The 23,175-nt window shown below is 41.9% G+C and carries 22 protein-coding genes and 2 other annotated features; all 22 genes read left to right on the top strand.

Features of this window, described 5'->3' with window-relative positions; all coding sequences use genetic code 11:
- Positions 1 to 44: 44 nt before the first annotated feature.
- Complete coding sequence (radA, locus tag MHB38_RS00590) at positions 45 to 1,424, top strand: DNA repair protein RadA (protein WP_017359160.1); 1,380 nt, start codon at positions 45 to 47, stop codon at positions 1,422 to 1,424.
- 2 nt (positions 1,425 to 1,426) lie between these two features.
- Positions 1,427 to 2,506: a DNA integrity scanning diadenylate cyclase DisA gene (gene disA, locus MHB38_RS00595; protein ID WP_007496267.1), complete on the top strand. Its 1,080-nt coding sequence runs from the start codon at positions 1,427 to 1,429 to the stop codon at positions 2,504 to 2,506.
- Positions 2,507 to 2,659: 153 nt separating this feature from the next.
- Positions 2,660 to 3,760: a PIN/TRAM domain-containing protein gene (locus tag MHB38_RS00600; RefSeq protein WP_003217214.1), complete on the top strand. Its 1,101-nt coding sequence runs from the start codon at positions 2,660 to 2,662 to the stop codon at positions 3,758 to 3,760.
- Between the two features lie 13 nt (positions 3,761 to 3,773).
- Positions 3,774 to 4,463, top strand: coding sequence for a 2-C-methyl-D-erythritol 4-phosphate cytidylyltransferase (gene ispD / locus MHB38_RS00605; protein ID WP_341002037.1), 690 nt, complete (start codon positions 3,774 to 3,776; stop codon positions 4,461 to 4,463).
- Between the two features lie 3 nt (positions 4,464 to 4,466).
- Positions 4,467 to 4,943 carry a 2-C-methyl-D-erythritol 2,4-cyclodiphosphate synthase gene (ispF, locus tag MHB38_RS00610; RefSeq protein WP_007496273.1) on the top strand — a complete coding sequence of 159 codons (477 nt, stop codon included), beginning with the start codon at positions 4,467 to 4,469 and terminating at the stop codon, positions 4,941 to 4,943.
- 94 nt (positions 4,944 to 5,037) lie between these two features.
- A complete protein-coding gene (gene gltX, locus MHB38_RS00615; protein WP_007496275.1) occupies positions 5,038 to 6,489 on the top strand; it encodes a glutamate--tRNA ligase in 1,452 nt (483 codons plus the stop codon).
- Positions 6,490 to 6,719 (top strand) — a binding site (T-box leader). It begins immediately after the preceding gene.
- A gap of 81 nt (positions 6,720 to 6,800) precedes the next feature.
- On the top strand, positions 6,801 to 7,454 hold the full coding sequence (gene cysE, locus MHB38_RS00620) for a serine O-acetyltransferase (RefSeq protein ID WP_017366453.1): 654 nt from the start codon (positions 6,801 to 6,803) through the stop codon (positions 7,452 to 7,454).
- On the top strand, positions 7,451 to 8,851 hold the full coding sequence (cysS, locus tag MHB38_RS00625; protein WP_007496278.1) for a cysteine--tRNA ligase: 1,401 nt from the start codon (positions 7,451 to 7,453) through the stop codon (positions 8,849 to 8,851). Before cysE ends, cysS begins: the two co-directional genes overlap by 4 nt.
- Positions 8,852 to 8,854: 3 nt before the next feature.
- Positions 8,855 to 9,286 carry a Mini-ribonuclease 3 gene (locus MHB38_RS00630; RefSeq protein ID WP_008345428.1) on the top strand — a complete coding sequence of 144 codons (432 nt, stop codon included), beginning with the start codon at positions 8,855 to 8,857 and terminating at the stop codon, positions 9,284 to 9,286.
- Positions 9,270 to 10,019, top strand: coding sequence for a 23S rRNA (guanosine(2251)-2'-O)-methyltransferase RlmB (gene rlmB, locus MHB38_RS00635; protein WP_017359163.1), 750 nt, complete (start codon positions 9,270 to 9,272; stop codon positions 10,017 to 10,019). The genes MHB38_RS00630 and rlmB overlap by 17 nt, the downstream gene beginning before the upstream one ends.
- Before the next feature lie 2 nt (positions 10,020 to 10,021).
- On the top strand, positions 10,022 to 10,534 hold the full coding sequence (gene rae1, locus MHB38_RS00640; RefSeq protein WP_007496285.1) for a ribosome-dependent mRNA decay endonuclease Rae1/YacP: 513 nt from the start codon (positions 10,022 to 10,024) through the stop codon (positions 10,532 to 10,534).
- Positions 10,535 to 10,597: 63 nt separating this feature from the next.
- Positions 10,598 to 11,254: an RNA polymerase sporulation sigma factor SigH gene (sigH, locus tag MHB38_RS00645; protein WP_008345424.1), complete on the top strand. Its 657-nt coding sequence runs from the start codon at positions 10,598 to 10,600 to the stop codon at positions 11,252 to 11,254.
- Positions 11,255 to 11,330: 76 nt separating this feature from the next.
- Positions 11,331 to 11,480, top strand: coding sequence for a 50S ribosomal protein L33 (rpmG, locus tag MHB38_RS00650; RefSeq protein ID WP_008356502.1), 150 nt, complete (start codon positions 11,331 to 11,333; stop codon positions 11,478 to 11,480).
- A gap of 34 nt (positions 11,481 to 11,514) precedes the next feature.
- Entirely contained in the window at positions 11,515 to 11,691 is a 177-nt protein-coding gene (gene secE / locus MHB38_RS00655; protein WP_008345422.1) for a preprotein translocase subunit SecE, read from the top strand.
- Between the two features lie 171 nt (positions 11,692 to 11,862).
- Positions 11,863 to 12,396 (top strand): transcription termination/antitermination protein NusG, encoded by a 534-nt coding sequence (nusG, locus tag MHB38_RS00660; protein ID WP_003217197.1) that lies wholly within the window; start codon positions 11,863 to 11,865, stop codon positions 12,394 to 12,396.
- Positions 12,397 to 12,567: 171 nt separating this feature from the next.
- Positions 12,568 to 12,993 carry a 50S ribosomal protein L11 gene (rplK, locus tag MHB38_RS00665; protein ID WP_003216956.1) on the top strand — a complete coding sequence of 142 codons (426 nt, stop codon included), beginning with the start codon at positions 12,568 to 12,570 and terminating at the stop codon, positions 12,991 to 12,993.
- A 99-nt stretch (positions 12,994 to 13,092) separates the two neighbouring features.
- Entirely contained in the window at positions 13,093 to 13,791 is a 699-nt protein-coding gene (rplA, locus tag MHB38_RS00670; protein WP_007496292.1) for a 50S ribosomal protein L1, read from the top strand.
- A gap of 46 nt (positions 13,792 to 13,837) precedes the next feature.
- Positions 13,838 to 13,978: a sequence feature (ribosomal protein L10 leader region), on the top strand.
- A gap of 69 nt (positions 13,979 to 14,047) precedes the next feature.
- A complete protein-coding gene (gene rplJ / locus MHB38_RS00675) occupies positions 14,048 to 14,548 on the top strand; it encodes a 50S ribosomal protein L10 (RefSeq protein WP_007496293.1) in 501 nt (166 codons plus the stop codon).
- A gap of 42 nt (positions 14,549 to 14,590) precedes the next feature.
- Positions 14,591 to 14,956 carry a 50S ribosomal protein L7/L12 gene (rplL, locus tag MHB38_RS00680; protein ID WP_008345418.1) on the top strand — a complete coding sequence of 122 codons (366 nt, stop codon included), beginning with the start codon at positions 14,591 to 14,593 and terminating at the stop codon, positions 14,954 to 14,956.
- A 96-nt stretch (positions 14,957 to 15,052) separates the two neighbouring features.
- The gene (locus MHB38_RS00685; protein WP_007496296.1) at positions 15,053 to 15,658 is read left to right on the top strand and encodes a class I SAM-dependent methyltransferase; all 606 of its coding nucleotides are present in this window, start codon (positions 15,053 to 15,055) and stop codon (positions 15,656 to 15,658) included.
- Positions 15,659 to 15,913: 255 nt separating this feature from the next.
- Entirely contained in the window at positions 15,914 to 19,495 is a 3,582-nt protein-coding gene (gene rpoB, locus MHB38_RS00690; protein ID WP_007496297.1) for a DNA-directed RNA polymerase subunit beta, read from the top strand.
- A 61-nt stretch (positions 19,496 to 19,556) separates the two neighbouring features.
- Positions 19,557 to 23,156 (top strand): DNA-directed RNA polymerase subunit beta', encoded by a 3,600-nt coding sequence (gene rpoC, locus MHB38_RS00695; RefSeq protein WP_007496298.1) that lies wholly within the window; start codon positions 19,557 to 19,559, stop codon positions 23,154 to 23,156.
- The last annotated feature ends 19 nt before the right edge of the window (positions 23,157 to 23,175 follow it).

The raw sequence follows: 23,175 nt of genomic DNA on the forward strand, positions 1-23,175 counted from the left end.
TTACTTATTTTCTGACCAGTATAAGGAGTTGTATTCTTCAATCTATGGCTAAGTCAAAATCAAAATTTATATGCCAATCATGCGGTTATGAGTCAGCCAAATGGATGGGGAAATGTCCCGGCTGCGGCACTTGGAACAGTATGACAGAAGAGGTCGTTCGTAAAGAGCCGGCAAATCGTCGAAGTGCGTTTAATCATTCTGTTCAAACCATTCAAAAACCTTCACCTATATCTGCAATTGAAACATCCGAAGAACCCCGAATTAAAACGAATTTAGAAGAATTTAACCGAGTATTAGGAAGTGGAATTGTCAAAGGTTCACTCGTTCTTATTGGCGGTGATCCAGGGATTGGGAAGTCCACACTATTATTACAAGTTTCAGCACAGCTATCAGATCAAAATCAGAATGTGTTGTACATATCTGGTGAGGAATCAATCAAACAAACGAAGCTTAGGGCAGACCGTCTCGGTATTGAAAGTGCCTCTTTACATGTTTTGGCTGAAACCGATATGGAGTATATAACGTCTGCTATACAAGAGATGAAACCCGCTTTTGTTGTGGTCGATTCAATTCAAACCGTTTATCAAAGCGATATCACGTCAGCTCCTGGATCTGTTTCTCAGGTGAGGGAATGCACTGCCCAGCTGATGAAAATTGCCAAGACGAATGGTATTCCTATTTTTATCGTTGGTCACGTGACGAAGGAGGGCTCGATTGCTGGGCCGCGCCTTTTAGAGCATATGGTAGATACAGTTCTTTATTTTGAAGGGGAGCGCCATCATACGTTTCGTATTTTACGGGCAGTGAAAAACCGTTTTGGTTCAACGAATGAATTAGGAATTTTTGAAATGAGAGAGGAAGGGCTCACAGAGGTATTAAACCCATCAGAAATCTTCTTAGAAGAGCGGTCAGCAGGTGTATCTGGATCGTGTGTTGTTGCCTCAATGGAAGGAACAAGACCTGTTCTAGTGGAGATACAAGCACTTATTTCACCGACGAGCTTTGGGAATCCACGGAGAATGGCTACTGGCCTTGATCATAACCGAGTGTCATTGCTTATGGCCGTTTTAGAAAAACGGGTAGGGCTGCTACTGCAAAACCAAGATGCCTACTTAAAGGTCGCAGGTGGTGTGAAACTTGATGAACCAGCGATAGACTTGGCTATTGCCGTTAGTATTGCATCAAGTTTTAAAGATGCAGCGCCGCATCAAGCAGATTGCTTTATAGGAGAAGTGGGTCTGACGGGAGAAGTCAGAAGAGTATCAAGAATTGAACAGCGTGTGCAGGAAGCTGCTAAACTAGGATTTAAGCGAATGTTTATTCCTCAGGCGAATATAGATGGATGGAAAAAACCGAGAGGGATTGAGTTAGTCGGTGTAGAAAATGTAGCAGAGGCACTTCGTATTTCACTAGGGGGATCATAGAAATGGAAAAAGAGAAAAAAGGAGCGAGAGAAGTCGATCTCTTAGATATTGTCCAGTTTGTGGCACCGGGGACACCCCTGCGGGCAGGGATTGAAAACGTCCTAAGAGCCAATACTGGAGGGCTCATTGTTGTTGGTTATAACGATAAAGTGAAAAGTGTGGTAGATGGAGGATTTCATATTAATTCTGCTTTCTCCCCAGCACATTTATATGAATTGGCGAAGATGGATGGGGCGATTATTTTAAGTGACTCTGGTCAAAAAATCTTGTATGCGAATACACAGCTCATGCCGGATGCAACCATTCATTCATCAGAAACAGGCATGAGACACCGAACAGCTGAACGTGTAGCAAAGCAGACAGGTTGCTTAATCATTGCCATTTCTGAACGTCGGAACGTCATTACCTTATACCAAGGGAATCGACGATATACGCTGAAAGATATTGGTTTTATTTTGACGAAGGCCAACCAAGCGATACAAACACTTGAGAAATATAAAACCATTTTAGATCACGCCATTTCTGCGTTGAGCGCCTTAGAATTTGAAGAGCTTGTGACCTTTGGTGATGTATTATCCGTGCTACATCGTTATGAAATGGTACTTAGAATCAAAAATGAAATCAATATGTATATCAAAGAGCTTGGGACAGAAGGACACTTGATCCGTCTGCAAGTCAATGAGCTGATTACAGATATGGAGCAGGAAGCGGCGTTATTTATTAAAGATTACGTGAAAGAAAAGATCAAAGATCCATATGTGCTACTGAAACAGCTCCAAGATATGTCGAGTTTTGAGCTTTTAGATGACTCCATTTTGTACAAGTTACTTGGCTATCCAGCATCTACAAATATTGACGAATATGTGTACACTAGAGGATACAGATTACTTCATAAAATCCCTAGACTGCCTATGCCAATCGTTGAAAACGTGGTCGAAGCATTTGGTGTGCTAGATCGAATTATGGAAGCAGATGTACAAGATTTGGATGAAGTAGAAGGAATTGGAGAAGTAAGAGCGAAAAAGATAAAAAAAGGATTAAAAAGACTGCAAGAAAAACATTATATCGACCGTCAGCTATAAAAAGAGAAATTTTTCTTAAATACGGTTAAAAATGGATGGATATGGGTATATTAATGATGGTTTTGTTTTCTGTTCATGATGATAGGAAACTTAAGCATATATCAATGTCAGATGAAGGTGGATTGACAGATGAAAAATAAAGGAGGTGAAGGTATGTTAAAAAGAATCGTTCAGGCGTTTTTTATCATTTTCGGTGCAGTTGTAGGGATTTTTATCATTCCAGAGTTATTTCTGCTGTTAAATGTGAAGGACATACCTTTCATAACAAATGCTTACTCTTCAGCACTAATAGGAGCCGCTGTGTTCTTTATCATTGGTAAATGGTGCACAGGCTATGTGGTTAATTGGGTGAAATGGATCGAGGATTCTCTATTGAAGGCGCCTCTTCCTGATCTTATATCTGGAAGTTTCGGTTTAGTATTTGGACTTATTCTAGCATATCTTATTGTAAACGTGATCCCGCTAAACAATATCCCATATCATATTTTTGGTACCATTATTCCGATTTTCCTGGCTTTCTTTTTAGGATACCTTGGATTTCAGGTAGGGTTTAAGAAGAAGGATGAAATGATGGGGCTGTTCTCTCGATCTGCAAAGGTCACAAAGAAAAAAGGAGCAGCTGATGATGAACCTGAAATAGAAGATAAAAAGCTGAAAATTTTAGACACAAGTGTTATCATTGATGGAAGAATCGCAGATATTTGTCAAACTGGATTCCTAGAAGGTGTGATGGTCATTCCTCAATTTGTACTTGAGGAATTACAGCATATTGCCGACTCTTCTGATGTATTAAAGAGAAATAGAGGCCGAAGAGGTCTTGATATTTTAAATCGTATCCAAAAAGAACTGGATATTAAAGTTGAAATTTACGAAGGTGACTTTGAAGATATTCAAGAGGTTGACAGCAAGCTTGTGAAACTCGCTAAGTTAACTTCAGGTGTTGTTGTGACAAATGATTTTAATTTAAATAAAGTATGCGAACTTCAAAAAGTAGCAGTGTTAAACATCAATGATCTAGCCAATGCAGTCAAACCGGTTGTACTGCCTGGGGAAGAAATGAAGGTACAGGTCATCAAAGATGGGAAAGAGCATAACCAAGGTGTTGCTTACTTAGATGACGGTACGATGATTGTGGTCGAAGAAGGACGCAATTATATTGGAAAAGACATTGATGTGCTCGTCACGAGTGTGCTGCAAACTGCTGCTGGAAGAATGATTTTTGCGAAGCCAAAACTTCTGGAGAAGGCGCTCTAAAGGGAGAACGAACATGTATTATGAAGTAGTTATTCCGGCTGCGGGGCAGGGGAAGCGAATGAAGGCCGGCCGCAATAAACTTTTTATTGAATTGAAAAGAATGCCGGTCATCATCCACACACTGAAGGTGTTTGACGCTCATTCACAATGCAGACGCATGATCTTAGCGATCAATGAAGAAGAGCGTCGTGACTTTGAAAGGCTACTGAAGGTACACGCTTTTCAAACGCCTGTTTCACTTGTCACTGGCGGTGAAGAACGGCAGCAAAGTGTATACGAAGGATTGAAGGCTGTGCAAGATGCGGACATCGTGCTTGTTCATGATGGCGCAAGGCCTTTTATTAAGCATACACAGATTGACTTGCTCGTTAAAGCAGCGATTGAAAAAGGCTCCGCAGTCGTAGCGGTACCAGTGAAAGACACAATCAAACGCGTTCAAGAAGGCAAAGTGGAACAAACCATTGAACGTCAGAGCTTGTGGGCAGTCCAGACCCCACAAGCTTTTCGTCATTCTATTTTAAAAGAAGCGCATGAACATGCGGAGCGGACAGGCTTTCTTGGAACAGATGACGCCAGTCTTGTGGAACAATTACACGGTGAGAGTGTGTATATTGTCCAAGGAGAATATACCAATATTAAACTGACAACACCGGATGATTTATTGGTTGCCAAGGCAATTATGGATGCGGAAAGAGGGTACTAGAACATGTTTAGAATAGGACAAGGTTTTGATGTACATCAATTAACAGAGGGAAGACCTCTTATTATTGGCGGTGTGACGATCCCTTATGAAAAGGGTCTACTTGGGCATTCAGATGCGGATGTACTGCTTCATACTGTGGCGGATGCCTGCCTAGGTGCGATTGCAGAAGGAGATATCGGCAGACATTTCCCAGACACGGATCCGGAGTTTAAAGATGCAGACTCTTTTAAATTACTTCAGCACGTGTGGGCGCTTGTAAAAGAAAAAGGCTATACACTGGTGAATATCGATTGCACGATCATGGCGCAAAAACCAAAGATGGCACCATACATTCAGCCAATGTGTGAGAAAATCGCAGAAGCCCTTGAGGCAGATGTCACACAGGTGAATGTCAAAGCAACAACGACAGAGAAACTTGGATTTACAGGAAGAGGCGAAGGAATTGCCTCTCAAGCAACCGTACTTCTTCAGAAAAAGTAAAATCCGTTTTGATGAGAATGGGTTTTGATGATAAAATACGTTTATAAAAAATTGGTGTCAGACAACATGATGCAGATGAAAGGAAGTTAAACTCATGGGAAATGAAGTGCGTGTTCGTTATGCACCGAGTCCAACTGGTCATTTACATATTGGGAATGCTAGAACGGCTCTTTTCAACTATTTGTTCGCACGCAGCCAAGGCGGCAAATTTATTATTCGAATCGAGGATACGGATCAAAAGCGTAATGTAGAAGGCGGAGAAGAAAGCCAGCTTCGCCATTTGCAGTGGCTCGGGATTGATTGGGACGAGAGCATTGATAAAGATGGGGGCTACGGTCCTTACAGACAATCAGAGCGTAATGATATTTACAAAAAATATTATGACGAGCTGCTAGAGAAAGACTTGGCGTATAAGTGCTATTGTACGGCTGAAGAACTAGAAGAAGAGCGTGAAGCACAAATTGCCCGCAGTGAAATGCCTCGATACTCTGGTAAATGCAGTCATTTATCAAAAGAAGAAGAGGACAAGCTGATTGCTGAAGGAAGAGAGCCAAGCATCCGCTTCCGAGTGCCTAAAGGAGAAATCATCAAATTTGACGATATGGTCAAAGGCGAGATTTCATTTGAAACAGACGGCATCGGTGACTTTGTTATTGTGAAGAAAGATGGTACACCAACGTATAACTTCGCTGTAGCGGTGGATGATCATTTGATGAAAATGACTCACATTCTTCGTGGTGAGGATCACATCTCGAATACACCTAAACAAATTATGGTCTTCAATGCATTTGGCTGGGATGTTCCGCTGTTCGGACATATGACGCTGATTGTAAACGAGAACCGCAAGAAATTAAGCAAACGTGATGAATCAATTATCCAGTTCATCGAACAGTATAAGAACTTGGGCTATTTACCAGAAGCTTTGTTTAACTTCATTGCACTACTTGGGTGGTCTCCAGTTGGCGAAGAGGAACTATTTACAAAAGAGCAGTTCATCGATATTTTCGATGTCAATCGACTTTCTAAGTCACCAGCTCTCTTCGATATGCATAAACTAAAATGGGTGAATAACCAATACGTAAAAGCACTTGATCTTGATCAAGTTGTGGCACTTACACTTCCACATCTTCAAAAGGCAGGCAAGGTAAGCGAGCAGCTGACAGAAGAAGAAAACACGTGGGTGCGCAAACTCATTTCTCTATACCACGAGCAATTGAGCTACGGAGCAGAAATTGTTGAGTTAACAGAGTTGTTCTTTAAGGAACAAATTGAGTATAATCAAGAGGCAAAGGAAGTTCTTGCAGAAGAGCAAGTACCAGAAGTGATGGCTTCGTTTGCAGGTCAGCTTGAACGTCTTGAGTCTTTCACACCTGATGAAATCAAAGCTGCCATTAAAGCGGTACAAAAAGAAACAGGGCATAAAGGTAAGAAACTATTCATGCCAATTCGTGTGGCTGTCACTGGACAAACGCATGGCCCAGAGCTTCCGCAAAGTATTGAACTACTAGGTAAAGAGACGGTATTAAACCGCATTAAACAAATATAAGGAAAATCGTTGCGAGGGAGAAGTACAATGTTATCGTCCATCACAGAAAGAGTCTTCACCGGCTGAAAGAGACTTATGGGCAGACGTTGGAAATGCACCCTCAAGACCCTTGAGGAACACGTATGTTAGTATGCAAGGGCGGTACCCTCCGTTATGGGATGAAGTTGAGAAGGCTGCGAAATGAGGGCTTTCTAAACAGAGTGGAACCGCGTTTTCAAAACGTCTCTGTCATATGGCAGAGGCGTTTTTTATTTGTCCAAAAAAGAGAGCAAGTCCTAAGAGAGATTGATGGGGAAGAACGGGGGGAGCATGTGTTTTTCAAAATGCTGAAAGAAGATATTGATACTGTGTTTGATCAAGATCCTGCTGCTAGAAGCTATCTTGAAGTAGTGCTAACCTATTCAGGGCTTCATGCGATTTGGGCTCATCGTGTTGCGCATGCATTTTACAAGCGTAAGCTGTATTTTCTTGCGCGGATCATTTCTCAGGTCAGCCGGTTTTTCACAGGGGTTGAGATTCACCCAGCAGCAACCATCGGCCGGCGGTTCTTTATTGATCACGGCATGGGCGTCGTGATTGGGGAAACATGTGAAATTGGCGATAACGTCACTGTTTTCCAAGGCGTGACATTAGGGGGAACAGGGAAAGAAAAGGGAAAGCGGCATCCAACTATTTTGGACGATGCGCTGATTGCGACTGGTGCTAAGGTGCTCGGTTCTATTACCGTAGGAAAAGGGTCCAAGATTGGTGCGGGGTCTGTTGTGTTAAAAGACGTACCAGACCATTCTACTGTTGTAGGTATACCTGGGCGAGTGGTCGTTCAAAATGGAAAGAAAATCAATCGTGATCTCAATCATCAAGATTTGCCAGATCCAGTTTCTGATCGTTTCAAAGAATTGGAGCGAGAAATGGAAAAGCTAAAACGTGAGCTGGCTTCATTGAGCAGAAAGGAAGAACAATCATGACAATCAATATTTATAATACATTGACACGTAAGAAGGAAGAGTTTGTCCCACTTGAACCAGGAAAGGTCAAGATGTATGTGTGCGGACCAACCGTGTATAACTACATTCACATCGGGAATGCAAGACCTGCCATTGTATATGACACGGTACGTAAGTATTTAGAATATAGCGGCTATGATGTGAATTTCGTATCCAACTTTACTGATGTGGATGATAAACTCATCAAAGCAGCAAATGAATTAGGCGAAGATGTCCCAACGATTGCTGATCGATTTATCCAAGCATACTTTGAGGACGTCAGTGCATTAGGCTGCAAAAAAGCAGACCTTCACCCGCGAGTGACAGAAAATATGGATGATATCATTGCGTTTATCGCCACATTGATTGAAAAAGGCTACGCCTATGAAGCAGATGGTGACGTGTATTACAGCACACGCTCATTTGAAGGCTACGGAAAACTGTCTCACCAATCGATTGATGAATTAAAGACAGGTGCCCGTATTCGTGTAGGTGAAAAGAAAAGGGATGCACTCGACTTTGCATTATGGAAGGCCGCAAAGGATCAGGAGATTTCTTGGGATAGCCCGTGGGGCGAAGGGCGTCCAGGCTGGCACATCGAGTGCTCTGCGATGGTCAAAAAATATTTAGGCGATACGATTGACATTCATGCTGGCGGACAGGATTTAACGTTCCCTCACCACGAGAATGAGATTGCTCAATCTGAGGCTTTGACAGGAAAACCTTTTGCGAAGTATTGGATGCATAACGGGTATATTAATATTGAGAATGAAAAAATGTCAAAATCACTTGGGAACTTTGTGCTCGTACATGACATTATTAAAGAACAAGATCCAGATGTGCTTCGTTTCTTTATGCTGTCGGTTCACTATCGTCATCCAATCAATTACTCCATTGACTTATTGGAAAGTACAAAGAGTGCATTTAACAGACTCAAAACATCTTATTCAAATCTACATCATCGCCTTGAGAGCAGTACCAATTTAACAGAGGATAACACGGAATGGCTGACAAAGATTGAAGAGCAGCGAGCGACATTTATTTCTGAAATGAATGATGACTTCAATACGGCAAATGCCATTTCTGTTTTATTTGAACTAGCGAAACAAGCGAATTACTATATGGAAAATGATCATACTTCCGAGGAAGTGATCAAGGCATTTATTGGCTTGTTCCAAGAAATCACATCCGTCCTCGGCTTCTCACTAGCAGAAAAGCACACGCTTGACGAAGAGGTAGAAGCATTAATTGAGAAGCGGAATGAAGCTAGAAGGAATCGTGACTTCGCATTGTCTGATCAAATTCGTGACCAGTTAAAGAGCATGAATATTGTATTGGAGGACACTCCTCAAGGTACGCGCTGGAAAAGAGGAGAATAGGTCATGTTGAATTTTGAAAAGCTGAAAGACGGAAAACAGTTGAACGGACTTGCGCTTGCTTATATGGGTGATGCCATTTTTGAAGTATACGTGAGGCATCACCTCCTCCAAACGGGGGCGACCAAACCAAATGAGCTTCATAAACGTGCAAGTAAGATCGTTTCAGCTAAATCTCAGGCCGCTATTTTATTTGAGCTTCAGCAGAAGGGCTTTTTCACAGAAGCGGAAGAAGCGGTGCTGAAAAGAGGAAGAAATGCAAAATCAGGCACAGTGCCTAAAAACACAGACGTTCAAACGTATCGTTATAGTACAGCGTTTGAAGCGCTCATGGGTTATTTATTTATCGAGAAGCAGGACGAACGCTTAGAAGAGTTGATTAGTCAGGCGATTGAAATCGGAACGTCAGGGAGGAAGACAAATGAGTCAGCAACATGATTATGTGATTGGGAAAAATGCAGTGATTGAAACACTGAAGTCAGATCGGGAGTTATACAAGCTCTGGATGGCAGAAAACACTGTAAAAGGACAAGCCCAGCAGGTCATTGAACTCGCGAAAAAGCAAAATATCACCATTCAGTATGTTCCGAGGAAAAAGCTTGATCAGATGGTAACAGGTCAGCACCAGGGAATCGTTGCACAAGTAGCAGCATATGAATATGCAGAATTGGACGATCTGTATCAAATTGCTGAAAAGCGGAATGAACAACCATTTTTCATCATCTTAGATGAAATTGAAGATCCGCACAATTTAGGGTCGATCATGCGTACGGCCGATGCTGTTGGTGCACATGGAATCGTCATTCCAAAACGACGAGCGGTAGGCTTGACGACAACTGTTGCGAAAGCATCTACTGGAGCCATTGAACATATCCCGGTCGCAAAAGTAACCAATCTTTCCAGAGCTCTTGATGAAATGAAAGAAAGAGGAATCTGGGTCGCAGGAACAGATGCATCTGCGAAGCAGGACTACAGACAATTTGACGGCACGATGCCTCTCGCTCTTGTCATCGGCAGTGAAGGAAAAGGAATTGGCCGATTGATTAAGGAAAAATGTGATTTCTTGATTAAATTGCCAATGGCCGGGAAGGTCACTTCATTAAATGCATCAGTTGCCGCTAGTCTATTGATGTATGAAGTGTATCGAAAACGTTATCCGTTAGGAGAATAGAGATGGACATCCTCTTAGTCGATGGATACAACATGATAGGTGCATGGCCTCGTTTGCAGCACTTAAAAGAAAACAGCTTTGAAGAAGCCAGAGACGTGCTGATTCAACATTTAGCAGAATATCAAGCATATACAGGGTATCGAGTCATTGTCGTATTCGATGCCCATATGGTCAAAGGAATCGAAAAGAAGCGGACAAACCACCGAGTAGAGGTCATCTTTACAAGAGAAAATGAAACGGCTGATGAGCGGATTGAAAAACTGGCACAAGACTTGAATAACATTCGGACGCAAATTCATGTGGCGACCTCTGATTATACAGAACAATGGGCAATTTTTGGACAGGGTGCACTTCGTAAGTCAGCACGAGAGCTCTTAAGAGAGATAGAAGTGATTGAACGAAAGATTGAAACACGTGTCAAAAAGATTACTTCTGATAAACCAGCATCCAAAATTGAATTGTCAGAAGATGTATTGAAAACGTTTGAAAAATGGCGGCGGGGAAACTTGGAATAGCTTGACGATATTTCAACCATTATTGTATAATATTTCTATCTAGGTGCGGTCGGGGGGATCGAAGTGAATCTAAACAACAGCAAGGGTAAGTCCATCAGAGAGCAATTTTGCCAGTTGGAAGATGAACAAGTCATTGAAAGGGTTCATGTCGGAGATAGTGATGCGCTAGATTATTTAATAACGAAATACCGCAATTTTGTACGTGCGAAAGCAAGATCTTATTTCTTGATTGGAGCGGATCGAGAGGACATTGTCCAAGAGGGGATGATCGGACTTTATAAGTCTATCCGCGATTTCAGAGAGGACAAGCTTACTTCATTTAAGGCTTTTGCAGAATTATGTATTACCCGCCAAATTATCACCGCAATTAAAACAGCTACTCGCCAAAAACATATCCCGTTAAATTCCTATGTATCATTAGACAAGCCGATATACGATGAAGAATCGGACAGAACATTATTGGACGTCATTTCCGGTGCTAAAGCGCTTAACCCAGAAGATTTAATCATTAGCAAAGAAGAATTTGATGATATTGAAATGAAAATGGGTGAATTACTAAGCGAGCTGGAAAGAAAGGTACTTGTGCTTTATCTTGATGGTAGGTCCTATCAGGAGATTTCTGAAGATTTAAACCGTCATGTGAAATCAATTGATAACGCACTCCAAAGAGTAAAGAGAAAATTAGAGAAATATTTAGAGCTGCGCGAGATCAGTCTCTAATCAAACCTATATTGACAGCTTTTTCGACACTGTGATAAGGTACTAAGGAAATGATGTCGAGAAAATAGGTGTAAATATGAGGAAAAAGATTACTCTAGCCTGTAAAGACTGCGGAAGCCGCAATTATACGACAATGAAAAGTGTTGCTTCAGCAGCTGAAAGATTAGAAGTTAAGAAATATTGCAAGACTTGTAATTCACATAAAACACATTTAGAAACGAAGTAGGATTTGCGTTCTTTAATCTGTGGAGGTCTTTTACATGCGTATTATCAGTTTCTTAAAAAGTGTCGGGAAAGAAATGAAAAAGGTCAGCTGGCCAAAGAAAAACGAAATGGTCCGCTACACGATCACTGTTATTTTAACAGTCGTATTTTTTGCCATCTTTTTCTCTTTTCTTGATATAGGAATCTCACAATTAATCGAATTAATTCATTAATACTTGAATAATGGTCTGCTGAACGTGCTATAATAGATCATAATATGACTTGCCAAAAAACCCGTTTTACGGGTTTTTTCAATTGCTTGAAAATATTTACCGGTACTCGAGATTCGTCAAATAGACATTACGAAATGTGGGGAGGGAAGGACTAAATAGTCCTGAACGAAAATGGAAAAGAATTGGTATGTTGTGCATACGTACTCTGGCTATGAAAACAAAGTGAAAGCAAACTTGGAAAAGCGTGTTGAATCAATGGGCATGCAGGATAAAATTTTCCGCGTTGTTGTACCAGAAGAAGAAGAAACGGACATTAAAAACGGTAAGAAAAAAGTAGTGAAAAAGAAAGTATTCCCTGGATATGTGCTAGTAGAAATCGTCATGACTGACGATTCTTGGTATGTCGTTCGTAATACACCAGGTGTGACAGGATTCGTTGGATCAGCTGGATCAGGCTCTAAGCCGACAGCGTTATTACCTGGCGAAGCAGAAACCATTCTGAAGAGAATGGGACTTGAAGAGCGCAAGACAGAAATCGACTTTGAACTAAAAGAAACAGTCAAGGTCATCGATGGACCATTTGCTAACTTCACAGGCTCTATCGAAGAGATTGATTATGATAAAAGCAAAGTCAAAGTATTCGTTAATATGTTTGGTAGAGAAACTCCTGTGGAACTTGAGTTCACACAGATCGATAAATTGTAATTTAAAAGAGCTTGAAATGAGTGTATAGAAGTGGTAATATAGCAAAGGTACGTCTTGAGTTCGCTCAAGATCGCTAGCTAGTTATTTCGTCATTCATATAAAGAATGAAGTTGTTGAGTGGGAGGGGGATTCCCCTATTACCACATCACGGACTTTAAGGAGGTGTGTCTCGTGGCTAAAAAAGTAGTTAAAGTTGTTAAATTGCAAATTCCTGCTGGAAAAGCTAACCCAGCTCCACCAGTTGGACCTGCACTAGGTCAAGCCGGTGTTAATATCATGGGATTCTGTAAGGAGTTTAACGCTCGTACAGCTGACCAAGCTGGTCTTATCATTCCTGTTGAAATTTCGGTTTTTGAAGACCGTTCATTTACATTTATTACTAAAACTCCACCTGCTGCAGTTTTACTTAAAAAAGCAGCTGGTATTGAGTCTGGTTCTGGTGAACCTAACCGTAATAAAGTGGCAACTGTTAAGCGTGATAAAGTACGCGAAATCGCGGAAACAAAAATGCCTGACTTAAACGCTGCTAGCGTTGAATCAGCTATGCGCATGGTTGAAGGTACTGCACGCAGTATGGGTATTGTCATCGAAGATTAATTTTTTGTCTTGTTGGGTTGCGAGTTTGGTTTTGACAAGTTCGCAACCCTTATTCGTGGGAGGTTATTCCGCTAAAACCACATAAGGAGGATTTTTATAATGGCTAAAAAAGGTAAAAAGTATGTAGAAGCTGCTAAGCTAATCGAACGTACTAAAGCGTATGATGTAGCTGAAGCTGTTTCTCTTACAAAAAAAGCAAATACAGCGAAATTTGATGCGACTGTAGAAGTTGCTTTTCGTTTGGGCGTAGACCCTCGTAAAAACGATCAACAAATCCGCGGTGCAGTTGTACTTCCTAACGGAACTGGTAAAACTCAACGCGTTCTTGTGTTCGCTAAAGGCGAAAAAGCAAAAGAAGCAGAAGCTGCTGGAGCAGACTACGTTGGAGATTCTGATTACATCACTAAAATCCAACAAGGCTGGTTCGAATTCGATGTAATCGTTGCGACACCTGACATGATGGGTGAAGTTGGTAAGATCGGTCGTGTACTTGGACCAAAAGGTCTTATGCCAAACCCTAAAACAGGAACTGTAACTTTCGAAGTAGAAAAAGCAATCAATGAAATCAAAGCTGGTAAAGTAGAATACCGCGTTGATAAAGCTGGTAACATCCACGCGCCAATCGGAAAGGTTTCTTTCGAGGACGAAAAGCTTGTTGAGAACTTTGCAACAATCTATGACACAATCCTTAAAGCAAAACCTGCAGCGGCTAAAGGTGTATACGTGAAAAACGTTTCTGTTACATCTACTATGGGCCCTGGCGTGAAAGTGGATCCATCTTCTTTCTCTGCAAAATAATTCTTGACTTGTCACAACCGTTTTGATAATATCAAAATGTTGTAAAATAGAATAATCATTTATACCGTAGACAGCAGGGGCCTTATGGCTTAATTAACCCGCCGAGGTGTATATGTCACAGTCTTACGTTAACGTATGCTTGTATATACAGCCTCCATGTCTTAATGGAGGCTTTTTATATGGAGAACCGTTCGTTAGGAACGTGATGGCCTGATCGGTATAAGTGTTACACAAAGAATGTACAGGAGGTGTAACCATGAGCAATGCAATCGATACTAAAAAAGTTGTCGTTGATGAAATTACTTCTAAATTTAAAGACAGTTTGTCTACTGTAATCGTAGATTACCGCGGTCTTTCAGTTTCTGAAGTGACTGAACTTCGTAAACAACTTCGTGATGCTGGCGTAGAATTCAAAGTTTACAAAAACACTTTGACTCGCCGTGCAGTTGAACAAGTTGAACTAACGGGTTTAAACGATTTCTTAACAGGTCCAAACGCTATCGCATTCAGTAACGAAGATGTTATCGCACCTGCGAAAATCATCAACGAATTTGCGAAAAGCCACGAAGCTTTAGAAATCAAAGCTGGTGTTATCGAAGGAAACGTAGCGACTGTAGAAGAAGTGAAGGCTCTTGCGGAACTTCCGTCTCGCGAAGGCTTACTATCTATGTTGCTTAGCGTTCTTCAAGCTCCAGTTCGTAACCTTGCTCTTGCTACTAAAGCAGTTGCAGATCAAAAAGAAGAACAAGGCGCTTAATGCGTACTTGACGTAAATAACTTAAAAATGGAGGAATTACAAATGGCTTTAAATATCGAAGAAATCATTGCTTCAGTTAAAGAAGCAACTGTACTTGAGTTAAACGACTTAGTAAAAGCAATCGAAGAAGAATTTGGCGTAACTGCTGCTGCTCCTGTAGCTGTAGCTGCTGGTGGCGGTGCTGCTGCTGAAGAAAAAACTGATTTTGATCTAGTACTTGCTGGTGCTGGAGACCAAAAAATCAAAGTTATCAAAGTGGTTCGTGAAATCACTGGTCTTGGCTTGAAAGAAGCTAAAGAACTTGTTGACAACACTCCAAAACCACTTAAAGAAGGTATTGCTAAAGAAGAAGCTGAAGAACTTAAAGCTAAGCTTGAAGAAGTTGGCGCTTCTGTAGAAGTTAAGTAATCTTCGCCTAATCTTTTGGGAAAGCTCGCTTTTACTGGCGGGCTTTTTCTTTTCTTATCTCCTGAAACGATTGAATCCAGAGGAGGTCCATTCACCATGAGTGACCACTATTATACGGAAAAGCCATCAGTGAAAAGCAATAAACAGACATGGGACTTCACCTTGAGAAACCGTAGCTTTACTTTTACAAGTGACAGTGGAGTGTTTTCTAAGAAAGAAGTCGACTATGGTTCGAGGCTTTTAATTGAAGCTTTTGAAGAACCTGACTTGGATGGCGACGTCTTAGATGTCGGTTGCGGTTATGGACCGATCGGCTTATCGTTAGCAAACGAAATGACAGGCCGCACCATTCATATGATTGATGTGAACGAAAGAGCAGTCGAACTTTCAAAGGAAAACGCTAAGCATAATCGCATTGATAATGTCCGCATCTATCAAAGTGATTTGTTCTCGAATGTTCATTCATCAGCTGCTTTTGCCTCTATACTGACCAATCCCCCAATACGGGCAGGGAAGAAAGTAGTACATGCGATCTTTGAAAAAAGTGCTGATCATTTATTGCCGGAAGGTGAGTTGTGGGTGGTTATTCAGAAAAAACAAGGTGGACCATCTGCGATTGAGAAATTAGAACAGCTTTTTGGAGAAGTGACGGTCGTTATGAAAAAAAAGGGCTACTATATTATCAAAGCTAAAAAAGTTTGACGCAGTTTCCTAGCTGTGTTAACATTATAAAATGCCAATGTGTATATTTTGCTTGATAGGCTTAAAAAACAACTATTTTGTATAAATTATGCATACTTGGGAAAACTAATAAAATCGGTATTTGTTTTTGGATGTGGTTTTCTTATTTTAGAAACCCTTTTTTCTTTTGTCTTGTAAAAGTATTTCTTTACTGACATTTGAAAGACAGAAATACTTTTTACACATATAATACGCATGATTTGAGGGGTGAATCAGTTGACAGGTCAACTAGTTCAGTATGGACGACACCGCCAGCGCAGAAGCTACGCACGCATAAGCGAAGTGTTAGAATTACCAAATCTCATTGAAATTCAAACCTCTTCTTATCAGTGGTTTCTTGATGAGGGTCTTAGAGAGATGTTTCAAGATATATCCCCAATTGAGGATTTTACTGGTAACCTTTCTCTTGAATTCATTGATTACAGCCTAGGGGATCCTAAGTATCCTGTAGCAGAATCAAAAGAACGTGATGTAACTTACTCTGCTCCACTAAGAGTAAAAGTTCGTTTAATTAACAAAGAAACTGGAGAAGTAAAAGACCAAGATGTGTTTATGGGTGATTTCCCAATCATGACAGACACAGGTACTTTTATCATTAATGGTGCGGAACGTGTAATCGTTTCTCAGTTAGTACGTTCTCCGAGTGTATATTTCAGTGGTAAAGTAGACAAAAACGGTAAAAAAGGTTTTACTGCGACTGTCATTCCAAACCGTGGCGCATGGTTAGAATACGAAACTGATGCGAAGGATGTAGTCTATGTACGCATCGATCGCACACGTAAGTTGCCGGTTACGGTTCTTTTGCGTGCTCTCGGCTTCAGCTCTGATCAAGAGATTCTTGACCTCATTGGCGAGAATGAATACTTACGCAACACGTTGGAAAAAGACAATACAGAGAATGCTGATAAAGCACTTCTCGAAATCTACGAGCGTCTTCGTCCCGGAGAGCCGCCAACTGTTGAAAATGCGAAAAGCTTGCTAGACTCTCGCTTCTTTGATCCGAAGAGATATGACTTAGCAAATGTTGGACGCTACAAGATTAATAAGAAGCTTCATATTAAAAATAGACTATTCAATCAAAAATTGGCTGAAACGCTAGTTGATCCTGAAACAGGTGAAATCCTAGCAGAAAAAGGTCAAATTTTAGATAGAAGAGTGCTTGATAAAGTTCTTCCATACTTAGAAAACGGCATCGGATTTAGAAAGCTTTATCCAAACGGTGGCGTAGTAGAGGATGAAGTAGAACTTCAATCTATCAAGATTTATGCACCAACTGATCAAGAAGGCGAGCAAGTGATCAACGTGATTGGTAATGCATATGTAGAGGAAGCTGTGAAGAACATCACGCCTTCTGACATCATTGCTTCAATCAGTTACTTCTTTAACCTACTTCATGGAGTAGGTGACACAGATGATATCGATCACCTTGGTAACCGTCGTCTGCGTTCTGTAGGTGAACTTCTGCAAAACCAATTCCGTATTGGTTTAAGCAGAATGGAGCGTGTTGTTCGTGAAAGAATGTCGATTCAAGACACGAACACGATCACACCTCAGCAGCTGATCAACATCCGTCCTGTGATCGCTTCTATCAAAGAGTTCTTTGGTAGCTCTCAGCTTTCTCAGTTCATGGATCAAACAAACCCGCTTGCTGAATTGACACACAAACGTCGTCTATCAGCGCTTGGACCGGGTGGTTTGACACGTGAGCGTGCAGGAATGGAAGTTCGTGACGTTCACTATTCTCACTATGGTCGTATGTGTCCGATTGAAACACCAGAGGGTCCAAACATTGGTTTGATCAACTCTCTATCTTCATTTGCGAAAGTGAATCGCTTCGGATTTATCGAAACACCTTACCGTCGGGTTGATCCTGAAACAGGTAAAGTGACGCCGAGAATCGATTACCTAACAGCTGATGAAGAGGATAACTACGTAGTAGCACAAGCGAACGCTATATTAGGTGAAGATGGTTCGTTTATTGATGATAATATCATTGCTCGTTTCAGAGGGGAAAACACCGTTGTTCCTCGAAACCGCGTTGACTACATGGACGTTTCGCCGAAGCAGGTTGTTTCTGCAGCGACAGCATGTATCCCATTCTTAGAAAACGATGACTCTAACCGTGCTCTAATGGGAGCAAACATGCAACGTCAGGCTGTGCCTTTGATGCAGCCGGAATCACCGATTGTTGGTACAGGTATGGAGTATGTATCAGGTAAAGACTCTGGTGCTGCTGTGATCTGCCGTTACCCAGGTGTTGTAGAACGTGTTGAAGCGAAGAATATTTGGGTTCGCCGTTATGAAGACGTTGACGGACAACAAGTCAAAGGAAACCTAGACAAATACAGCTTGCTGAAATTTGTCCGTTCTAACCAAGGGACTTGCTACAACCAGCGTCCTATCGTAAGTGTTGGAGATGAAGTCGTCAAAGGAGAAATCCTTGCAGACGGTCCTTCTATGGAAAAAGGTGAATTGGCTCTAGGACGTAACGTCATGGTCGGCTTCATGACTTGGGACGGTTACAACTATGAGGATGCGATCATTATGAGTGAGCGCCTTGTAAAAGATGACGTCTACACTTCTATTCATATTGAAGAATATGAATCAGAAGCTCGTGATACAAAGCTTGGACCAGAAGAAATTACGCGTGATATTCCAAACGTTGGGGAAGATGCTTTACGCAACCTTGACGAGCGTGGAATCATCCGTATTGGTGCAGAAGTAAAAGACGGAGACCTTCTTGTCGGGAAAGTAACGCCTAAAGGTGTAACAGAACTAACAGCTGAAGAACGTCTATTACATGCAATCTTCGGTGAAAAGGCTCGTGAAGTACGTGATACGTCTCTACGTGTACCACACGGCGGCGGCGGAATCATCCACGATGTCAAAGTCTTTAACCGTGAAGATGGAGATGAATTACCACCAGGTGTTAACCAGTTAGTCCGTGTATACATCGTTCAGAAGCGTAAAATTTCTGAAGGTGACAAAATGGCCGGACGACATGGTAACAAAGGGGTTATCTCCAAAATCCTTCCAGAAGAAGATATGCCGTATCTTCCAGATGGAACACCGATTGATATCATGTTAAACCCTCTAGGGGTGCCATCTCGTATGAATATCGGTCAGGTACTTGAGCTTCATATGGGTATGGCTGCACGTTACCTAGGCATCCACATTGCGTCACCAGTATTTGATGGTGCTCGTGAGGAAGATGTTTGGGAAACGCTTGAAGAAGCAGGTATGTCCCGTGATGCGAAAACAGTCCTTTATGATGGTCGAACTGGTGAACCATTCGACAACCGTGTATCTGTTGGAATCATGTATATGATCAAACTGGCTCACATGGTTGACGATAAACTTCACGCACGTTCAACTGGACCATACTCACTTGTTACGCAGCAGCCACTGGGCGGTAAAGCACAGTTTGGTGGACAGCGTTTCGGAGAGATGGAAGTATGGGCACTTGAAGCTTACGGTGCAGCATATACACTTCAAGAAATCTTAACTGTAAAATCGGATGACGTTGTGGGTCGTGTGAAAACATACGAAGCGATCGTCAAAGGGGATAACGTACCTGAACCAGGTGTCCCTGAATCATTCAAAGTATTAATTAAAGAACTTCAAAGTTTAGGTATGGATGTGAAAATCCTATCTGGCGATGAAGAAGAGATAGAAATGAGAGATTTAGAAGACGATGAGGAAACGAAGAAAGCAGACGGATTAGCGTTATCTAATGACGAGGATGCTGCAGACCTCGCACCTGTCGATCTTGAACGTGACGCAGTCACAAAAGAATAGCAGAAACGATTAGAGCAAGTGACTAGGGTATAACCCGAAGATTAAAAGGGAGGTAGGCCCCTTGCTAGATGTGAACAATTTTGAGTATATGAACATCGGTCTCGCATCACCTGATAAAATCCGTTCTTGGTCTTTTGGTGAAGTGAAAAAGCCTGAAACGATTAACTATCGTACACTGAAACCGGAAAAAGATGGTCTCTTTTGTGAACGTATCTTCGGACCGCAAAAAGACTGGGAATGTCATTGTGGAAAGTATAAACGCGTTCGTTATAAGGGTGTTGTATGTGACCGTTGTGGTGTAGAAGTAACACGGGCAAAAGTCCGTCGTGAGAGAATGGGGCATATCGAACTGGCTGCCCCAGTTTCCCACATTTGGTATTTCAAAGGTATCCCAAGCCGTATGGGTCTTGTTCTAGATATGTCACCACGTGCGTTAGAAGAAGTGATTTACTTCGCTTCTTACGTCGTGACTGATCCGGGCAACACACCGCTTGAGAAGAAACAACTTCTTTCTGAGAAAGAATTCCGTGCTTATTTAGATAAATACGGTAACACCTTCCAAGCAGCTATGGGTGCAGAAGCAATTAACAAACTTCTTCAAGATATCGATCTTGTGAAAGAAGTAGATACACTCAAAGAAGAGCTAAAAACAGCTCAAGGACAGCGTCGTACACGTGCGATCAAACGCCTTGAAGTGTTGGAAGCTTTCCGTAACTCAGGAAACAAACCGTCTTGGATGATCCTTGATGTACTTCCGGTGATTCCACCAGAATTACGTCCAATGGTTCAGCTTGATGGCGGACGTTTTGCTACTTCTGACTTGAACGACCTTTATCGTCGTGTCATCAACCGTAACAACCGTCTGAAACGTTTATTAGATCTTGGCGCGCCAAGCATCATCGTTCAGAACGAGAAGCGTATGCTTCAAGAAGCTGTCGATGCCTTGATTGATAATGGACGTAGAGGCCGACCAGTAACAGGACCAGGAAATAGACCATTGAAATCTCTTTCTCACATGCTGAAAGGGAAACAAGGGCGTTTCCGTCAAAACTTGCTTGGTAAACGTGTTGACTATTCTGGACGTTCCGTTATCGTCGTTGGACCACATTTGAAAATGTATCAGTGTGGACTTCCGAAAGAAATGGCTCTTGAACTATTCAAACCATTCGTGATGAAGGAGCTTGTTGAAAAAGGATTAGCTCACAACATTAAGAGCGCGAAACGTAAGATTGAGCGCGTGCAGCCGGAAGTTTGGGATGTTTTAGAATCAGTGATTCGTGAGCATCCAGTCTTACTAAACCGTGCACCAACTCTTCACAGACTTGGTATTCAAGCGTTTGAACCTACACTTGTGGAAGGACGCGCAATTCGTCTGCATCCACTTGTATGTACTGCCTACAACGCTGACTTTGATGGTGACCAAATGGCGGTTCACGTACCATTATCTGCTGAAGCTCAAGCTGAAGCTCGTATCTTAATGCTTGCTGCTCAAAACATTTTGAACCCGAAAGATGGAAAACCTGTTGTTACGCCATCTCAGGATATGGTGCTAGGTAACTACTACCTTACACTTGAGCGTAAAGGTGCTATCGGAGAAGGTATGGTATTCAAAGATACGAACGAAGCCCTTCTAGCTTATCAAAATGGGTATGTGCATCTTCATACACGTGTAGCTGTTGCAGCTAACTCGTTGAAGAATGTGACATTCACTGATGAACAGCGTTCTAAATTGTTGATTACAACAGTTGGAAAACTAATCTTTAACGAAATCTTACCGGAATCATTCCCTTACATGAATGAGCCGACAAAGAGCAATATTGAAGAAAAAACGCCTGACCGCTTCTTCCTTGAAAAAGGTGAAGATGTCAAAGCTGCGATCGAGAAACAAGAAATCAATGCGCCGTTCAAAAAAGGTATTTTAGGTAAAATCATTGCGGAAATCTTTAAGAGATTCCATATCACTGAGACATCTAAAATGCTTGACCGCATGAAAAATCTTGGTTTCAAATACTCTACTAAAGCGGGTATTACGGTTGGGGTGTCTGATATCGTCGTATTGGATGATAAACAGAAGATCCTCGAAGAAGCGCAAGCAAAAGTAGATAACGTCATGAAGCAATTCAGACGTGGTTTGATTACTGAAGAAGAGCGTTATGAGAGAGTCATTTCGATCTGGAGTTCTTCTAAAGATGTCATCCAAGGTAAACTGATGAAGTCCCTTGATGAAGTCAACCCTATCTACATGATGAGTGACTCTGGAGCGCGTGGTAACGCATCTAACTTCACTCAGCTGGCTGGTATGCGTGGTCTGATGGCCAACCCGGCTGGACGTATCATTGAACTTCCGATTAAATCTAGTTTCCGTGAAGGTTTAACAGTATTGGAATACTTTATTTCCACTCACGGAGCGCGTAAAGGTCTTGCCGATACAGCTCTTAAAACAGCTGACTCAGGTTACCTCACGCGTCGTCTCGTTGACGTTGCGCAGGATGTTATCATCCGTGAAACAGATTGCGGTACAGACCGTGGAATCTTGGCGAAGTCCATTAAAGAAGGAAATGAAATTATTGAGAAACTTGAAGAACGTCTGATTGGACGTTTTGCAAGAAAACCAATTGTTCATCCTGAAACGGGCGAAGTCATTGTTGGCGAAAACGAACTAATTGATGAAGATAAAGCACTTGAAGTAGTTGAAGCAGGAATCGAGGAAGTATGGATCCGTTCTGCATTTACATGTAACACGCCTCATGGTGTATGTAAACGATGCTACGGCCGTAACCTTGCAACTGGTACTGACGTTGAAGTCGGTGAAGCAGTTGGAATCATCGCTGCACAATCGATCGGTGAGCCAGGAACACAGCTTACAATGCGTACGTTCCACACCGGTGGGGTAGCAGGAGACGATATCACTCAAGGTTTACCTCGTATCCAAGAGTTATTTGAAGCGCGTAATCCGAAAGGGCAGGCAACCATTTCTGAAATTGATGGTGTCGTTGCTGAAATTAACGATGTTCGTGACAAGCAACAGGAAATTGTGGTTCAAGGCGAAGTTGAAACTCGCTCTTACACAGCTCCTTACAATGCACGTCTGAAAGTTGTTGAAGGTGACAAAGTCACTCGTGGTCAAGTACTGACAGAAGGTTCAATCGATCCGAAAGAACTTCTTAAAGTGACTGATATGACAGCTGTTCAAGAATATCTGCTTCATGAAGTACAAAAAGTATACCGTATGCAAGGGGTAGAAATCGGAGATAAGCACGTAGAAGTAATGGTTCGCCAAATGCTTCGTAAAGTGCGTGTCGCTGATGCAGGGGATACAGATGTATTACCAGGCACACTTCTTGATGTACACCAATTCACAGAAGCGAACAAAAAAGTACTATTCGAAGGCAAACGTCCTGCAACAGGCCGTCCAGTTCTTCTTGGTATTACAAAAGCATCGCTTGAAACAGACTCATTCTTGTCTGCAGCATCCTTCCAAGAAACGACTCGTGTCCTAACAGATGCGGCGATCAAAGGAAAACGTGATGAACTGCTTGGCTTGAAAGAGAATGTCATCATCGGTAAACTTGTTCCTGCTGGAACTGGAATGCCAAACTACCGTAAAGTTAAGCCGGTTTCACAAGTGCAGCCGTCTGACGATATGGTTCCTGTAGAGTAATCTTTCTCTTAAGATTTCT

Origin of the sequence: Bacillus sp. FSL K6-3176 (assembly GCF_038003325.1) — a bacterium.
Classification (GTDB): Bacteria; Bacillota; Bacilli; order Bacillales; family Bacillaceae; genus Bacillus; species Bacillus altitudinis.

What these genes read in the sequence shown, in the direction of transcription:
- radA (WP_017359160.1), top strand. Translation starts at nt 45, where the DNA reads ATGGCTAAGTCAAAATCAAAATTTATATGCCAATCATGCGGTTATGAG.
- disA (WP_007496267.1), top strand. Translation starts at nt 1,427, where the DNA reads ATGGAAAAAGAGAAAAAAGGAGCGAGAGAAGTCGATCTCTTAGATATT.
- MHB38_RS00600 (WP_003217214.1), top strand. Translation starts at nt 2,660, where the DNA reads ATGTTAAAAAGAATCGTTCAGGCGTTTTTTATCATTTTCGGTGCAGTT.
- ispD (WP_341002037.1), top strand. Translation starts at nt 3,774, where the DNA reads ATGTATTATGAAGTAGTTATTCCGGCTGCGGGGCAGGGGAAGCGAATG.
- ispF (WP_007496273.1), top strand. Translation starts at nt 4,467, where the DNA reads ATGTTTAGAATAGGACAAGGTTTTGATGTACATCAATTAACAGAGGGA.
- gltX (WP_007496275.1), top strand. Translation starts at nt 5,038, where the DNA reads ATGGGAAATGAAGTGCGTGTTCGTTATGCACCGAGTCCAACTGGTCAT.
- cysS (WP_007496278.1), top strand. Translation starts at nt 7,451, where the DNA reads ATGACAATCAATATTTATAATACATTGACACGTAAGAAGGAAGAGTTT.
- MHB38_RS00630 (WP_008345428.1), top strand. Translation starts at nt 8,855, where the DNA reads ATGTTGAATTTTGAAAAGCTGAAAGACGGAAAACAGTTGAACGGACTT.
- rlmB (WP_017359163.1), top strand. Translation starts at nt 9,270, where the DNA reads ATGAGTCAGCAACATGATTATGTGATTGGGAAAAATGCAGTGATTGAA.
- rae1 (WP_007496285.1), top strand. Translation starts at nt 10,022, where the DNA reads ATGGACATCCTCTTAGTCGATGGATACAACATGATAGGTGCATGGCCT.
- rpmG (WP_008356502.1), top strand. Translation starts at nt 11,331, where the DNA reads ATGAGGAAAAAGATTACTCTAGCCTGTAAAGACTGCGGAAGCCGCAAT.
- secE (WP_008345422.1), top strand. Translation starts at nt 11,515, where the DNA reads ATGCGTATTATCAGTTTCTTAAAAAGTGTCGGGAAAGAAATGAAAAAG.
- nusG (WP_003217197.1), top strand. Translation starts at nt 11,863, where the DNA reads ATGGAAAAGAATTGGTATGTTGTGCATACGTACTCTGGCTATGAAAAC.
- rplA (WP_007496292.1), top strand. Translation starts at nt 13,093, where the DNA reads ATGGCTAAAAAAGGTAAAAAGTATGTAGAAGCTGCTAAGCTAATCGAA.
- rplJ (WP_007496293.1), top strand. Translation starts at nt 14,048, where the DNA reads ATGAGCAATGCAATCGATACTAAAAAAGTTGTCGTTGATGAAATTACT.
- rplL (WP_008345418.1), top strand. Translation starts at nt 14,591, where the DNA reads ATGGCTTTAAATATCGAAGAAATCATTGCTTCAGTTAAAGAAGCAACT.
- MHB38_RS00685 (WP_007496296.1), top strand. Translation starts at nt 15,053, where the DNA reads ATGAGTGACCACTATTATACGGAAAAGCCATCAGTGAAAAGCAATAAA.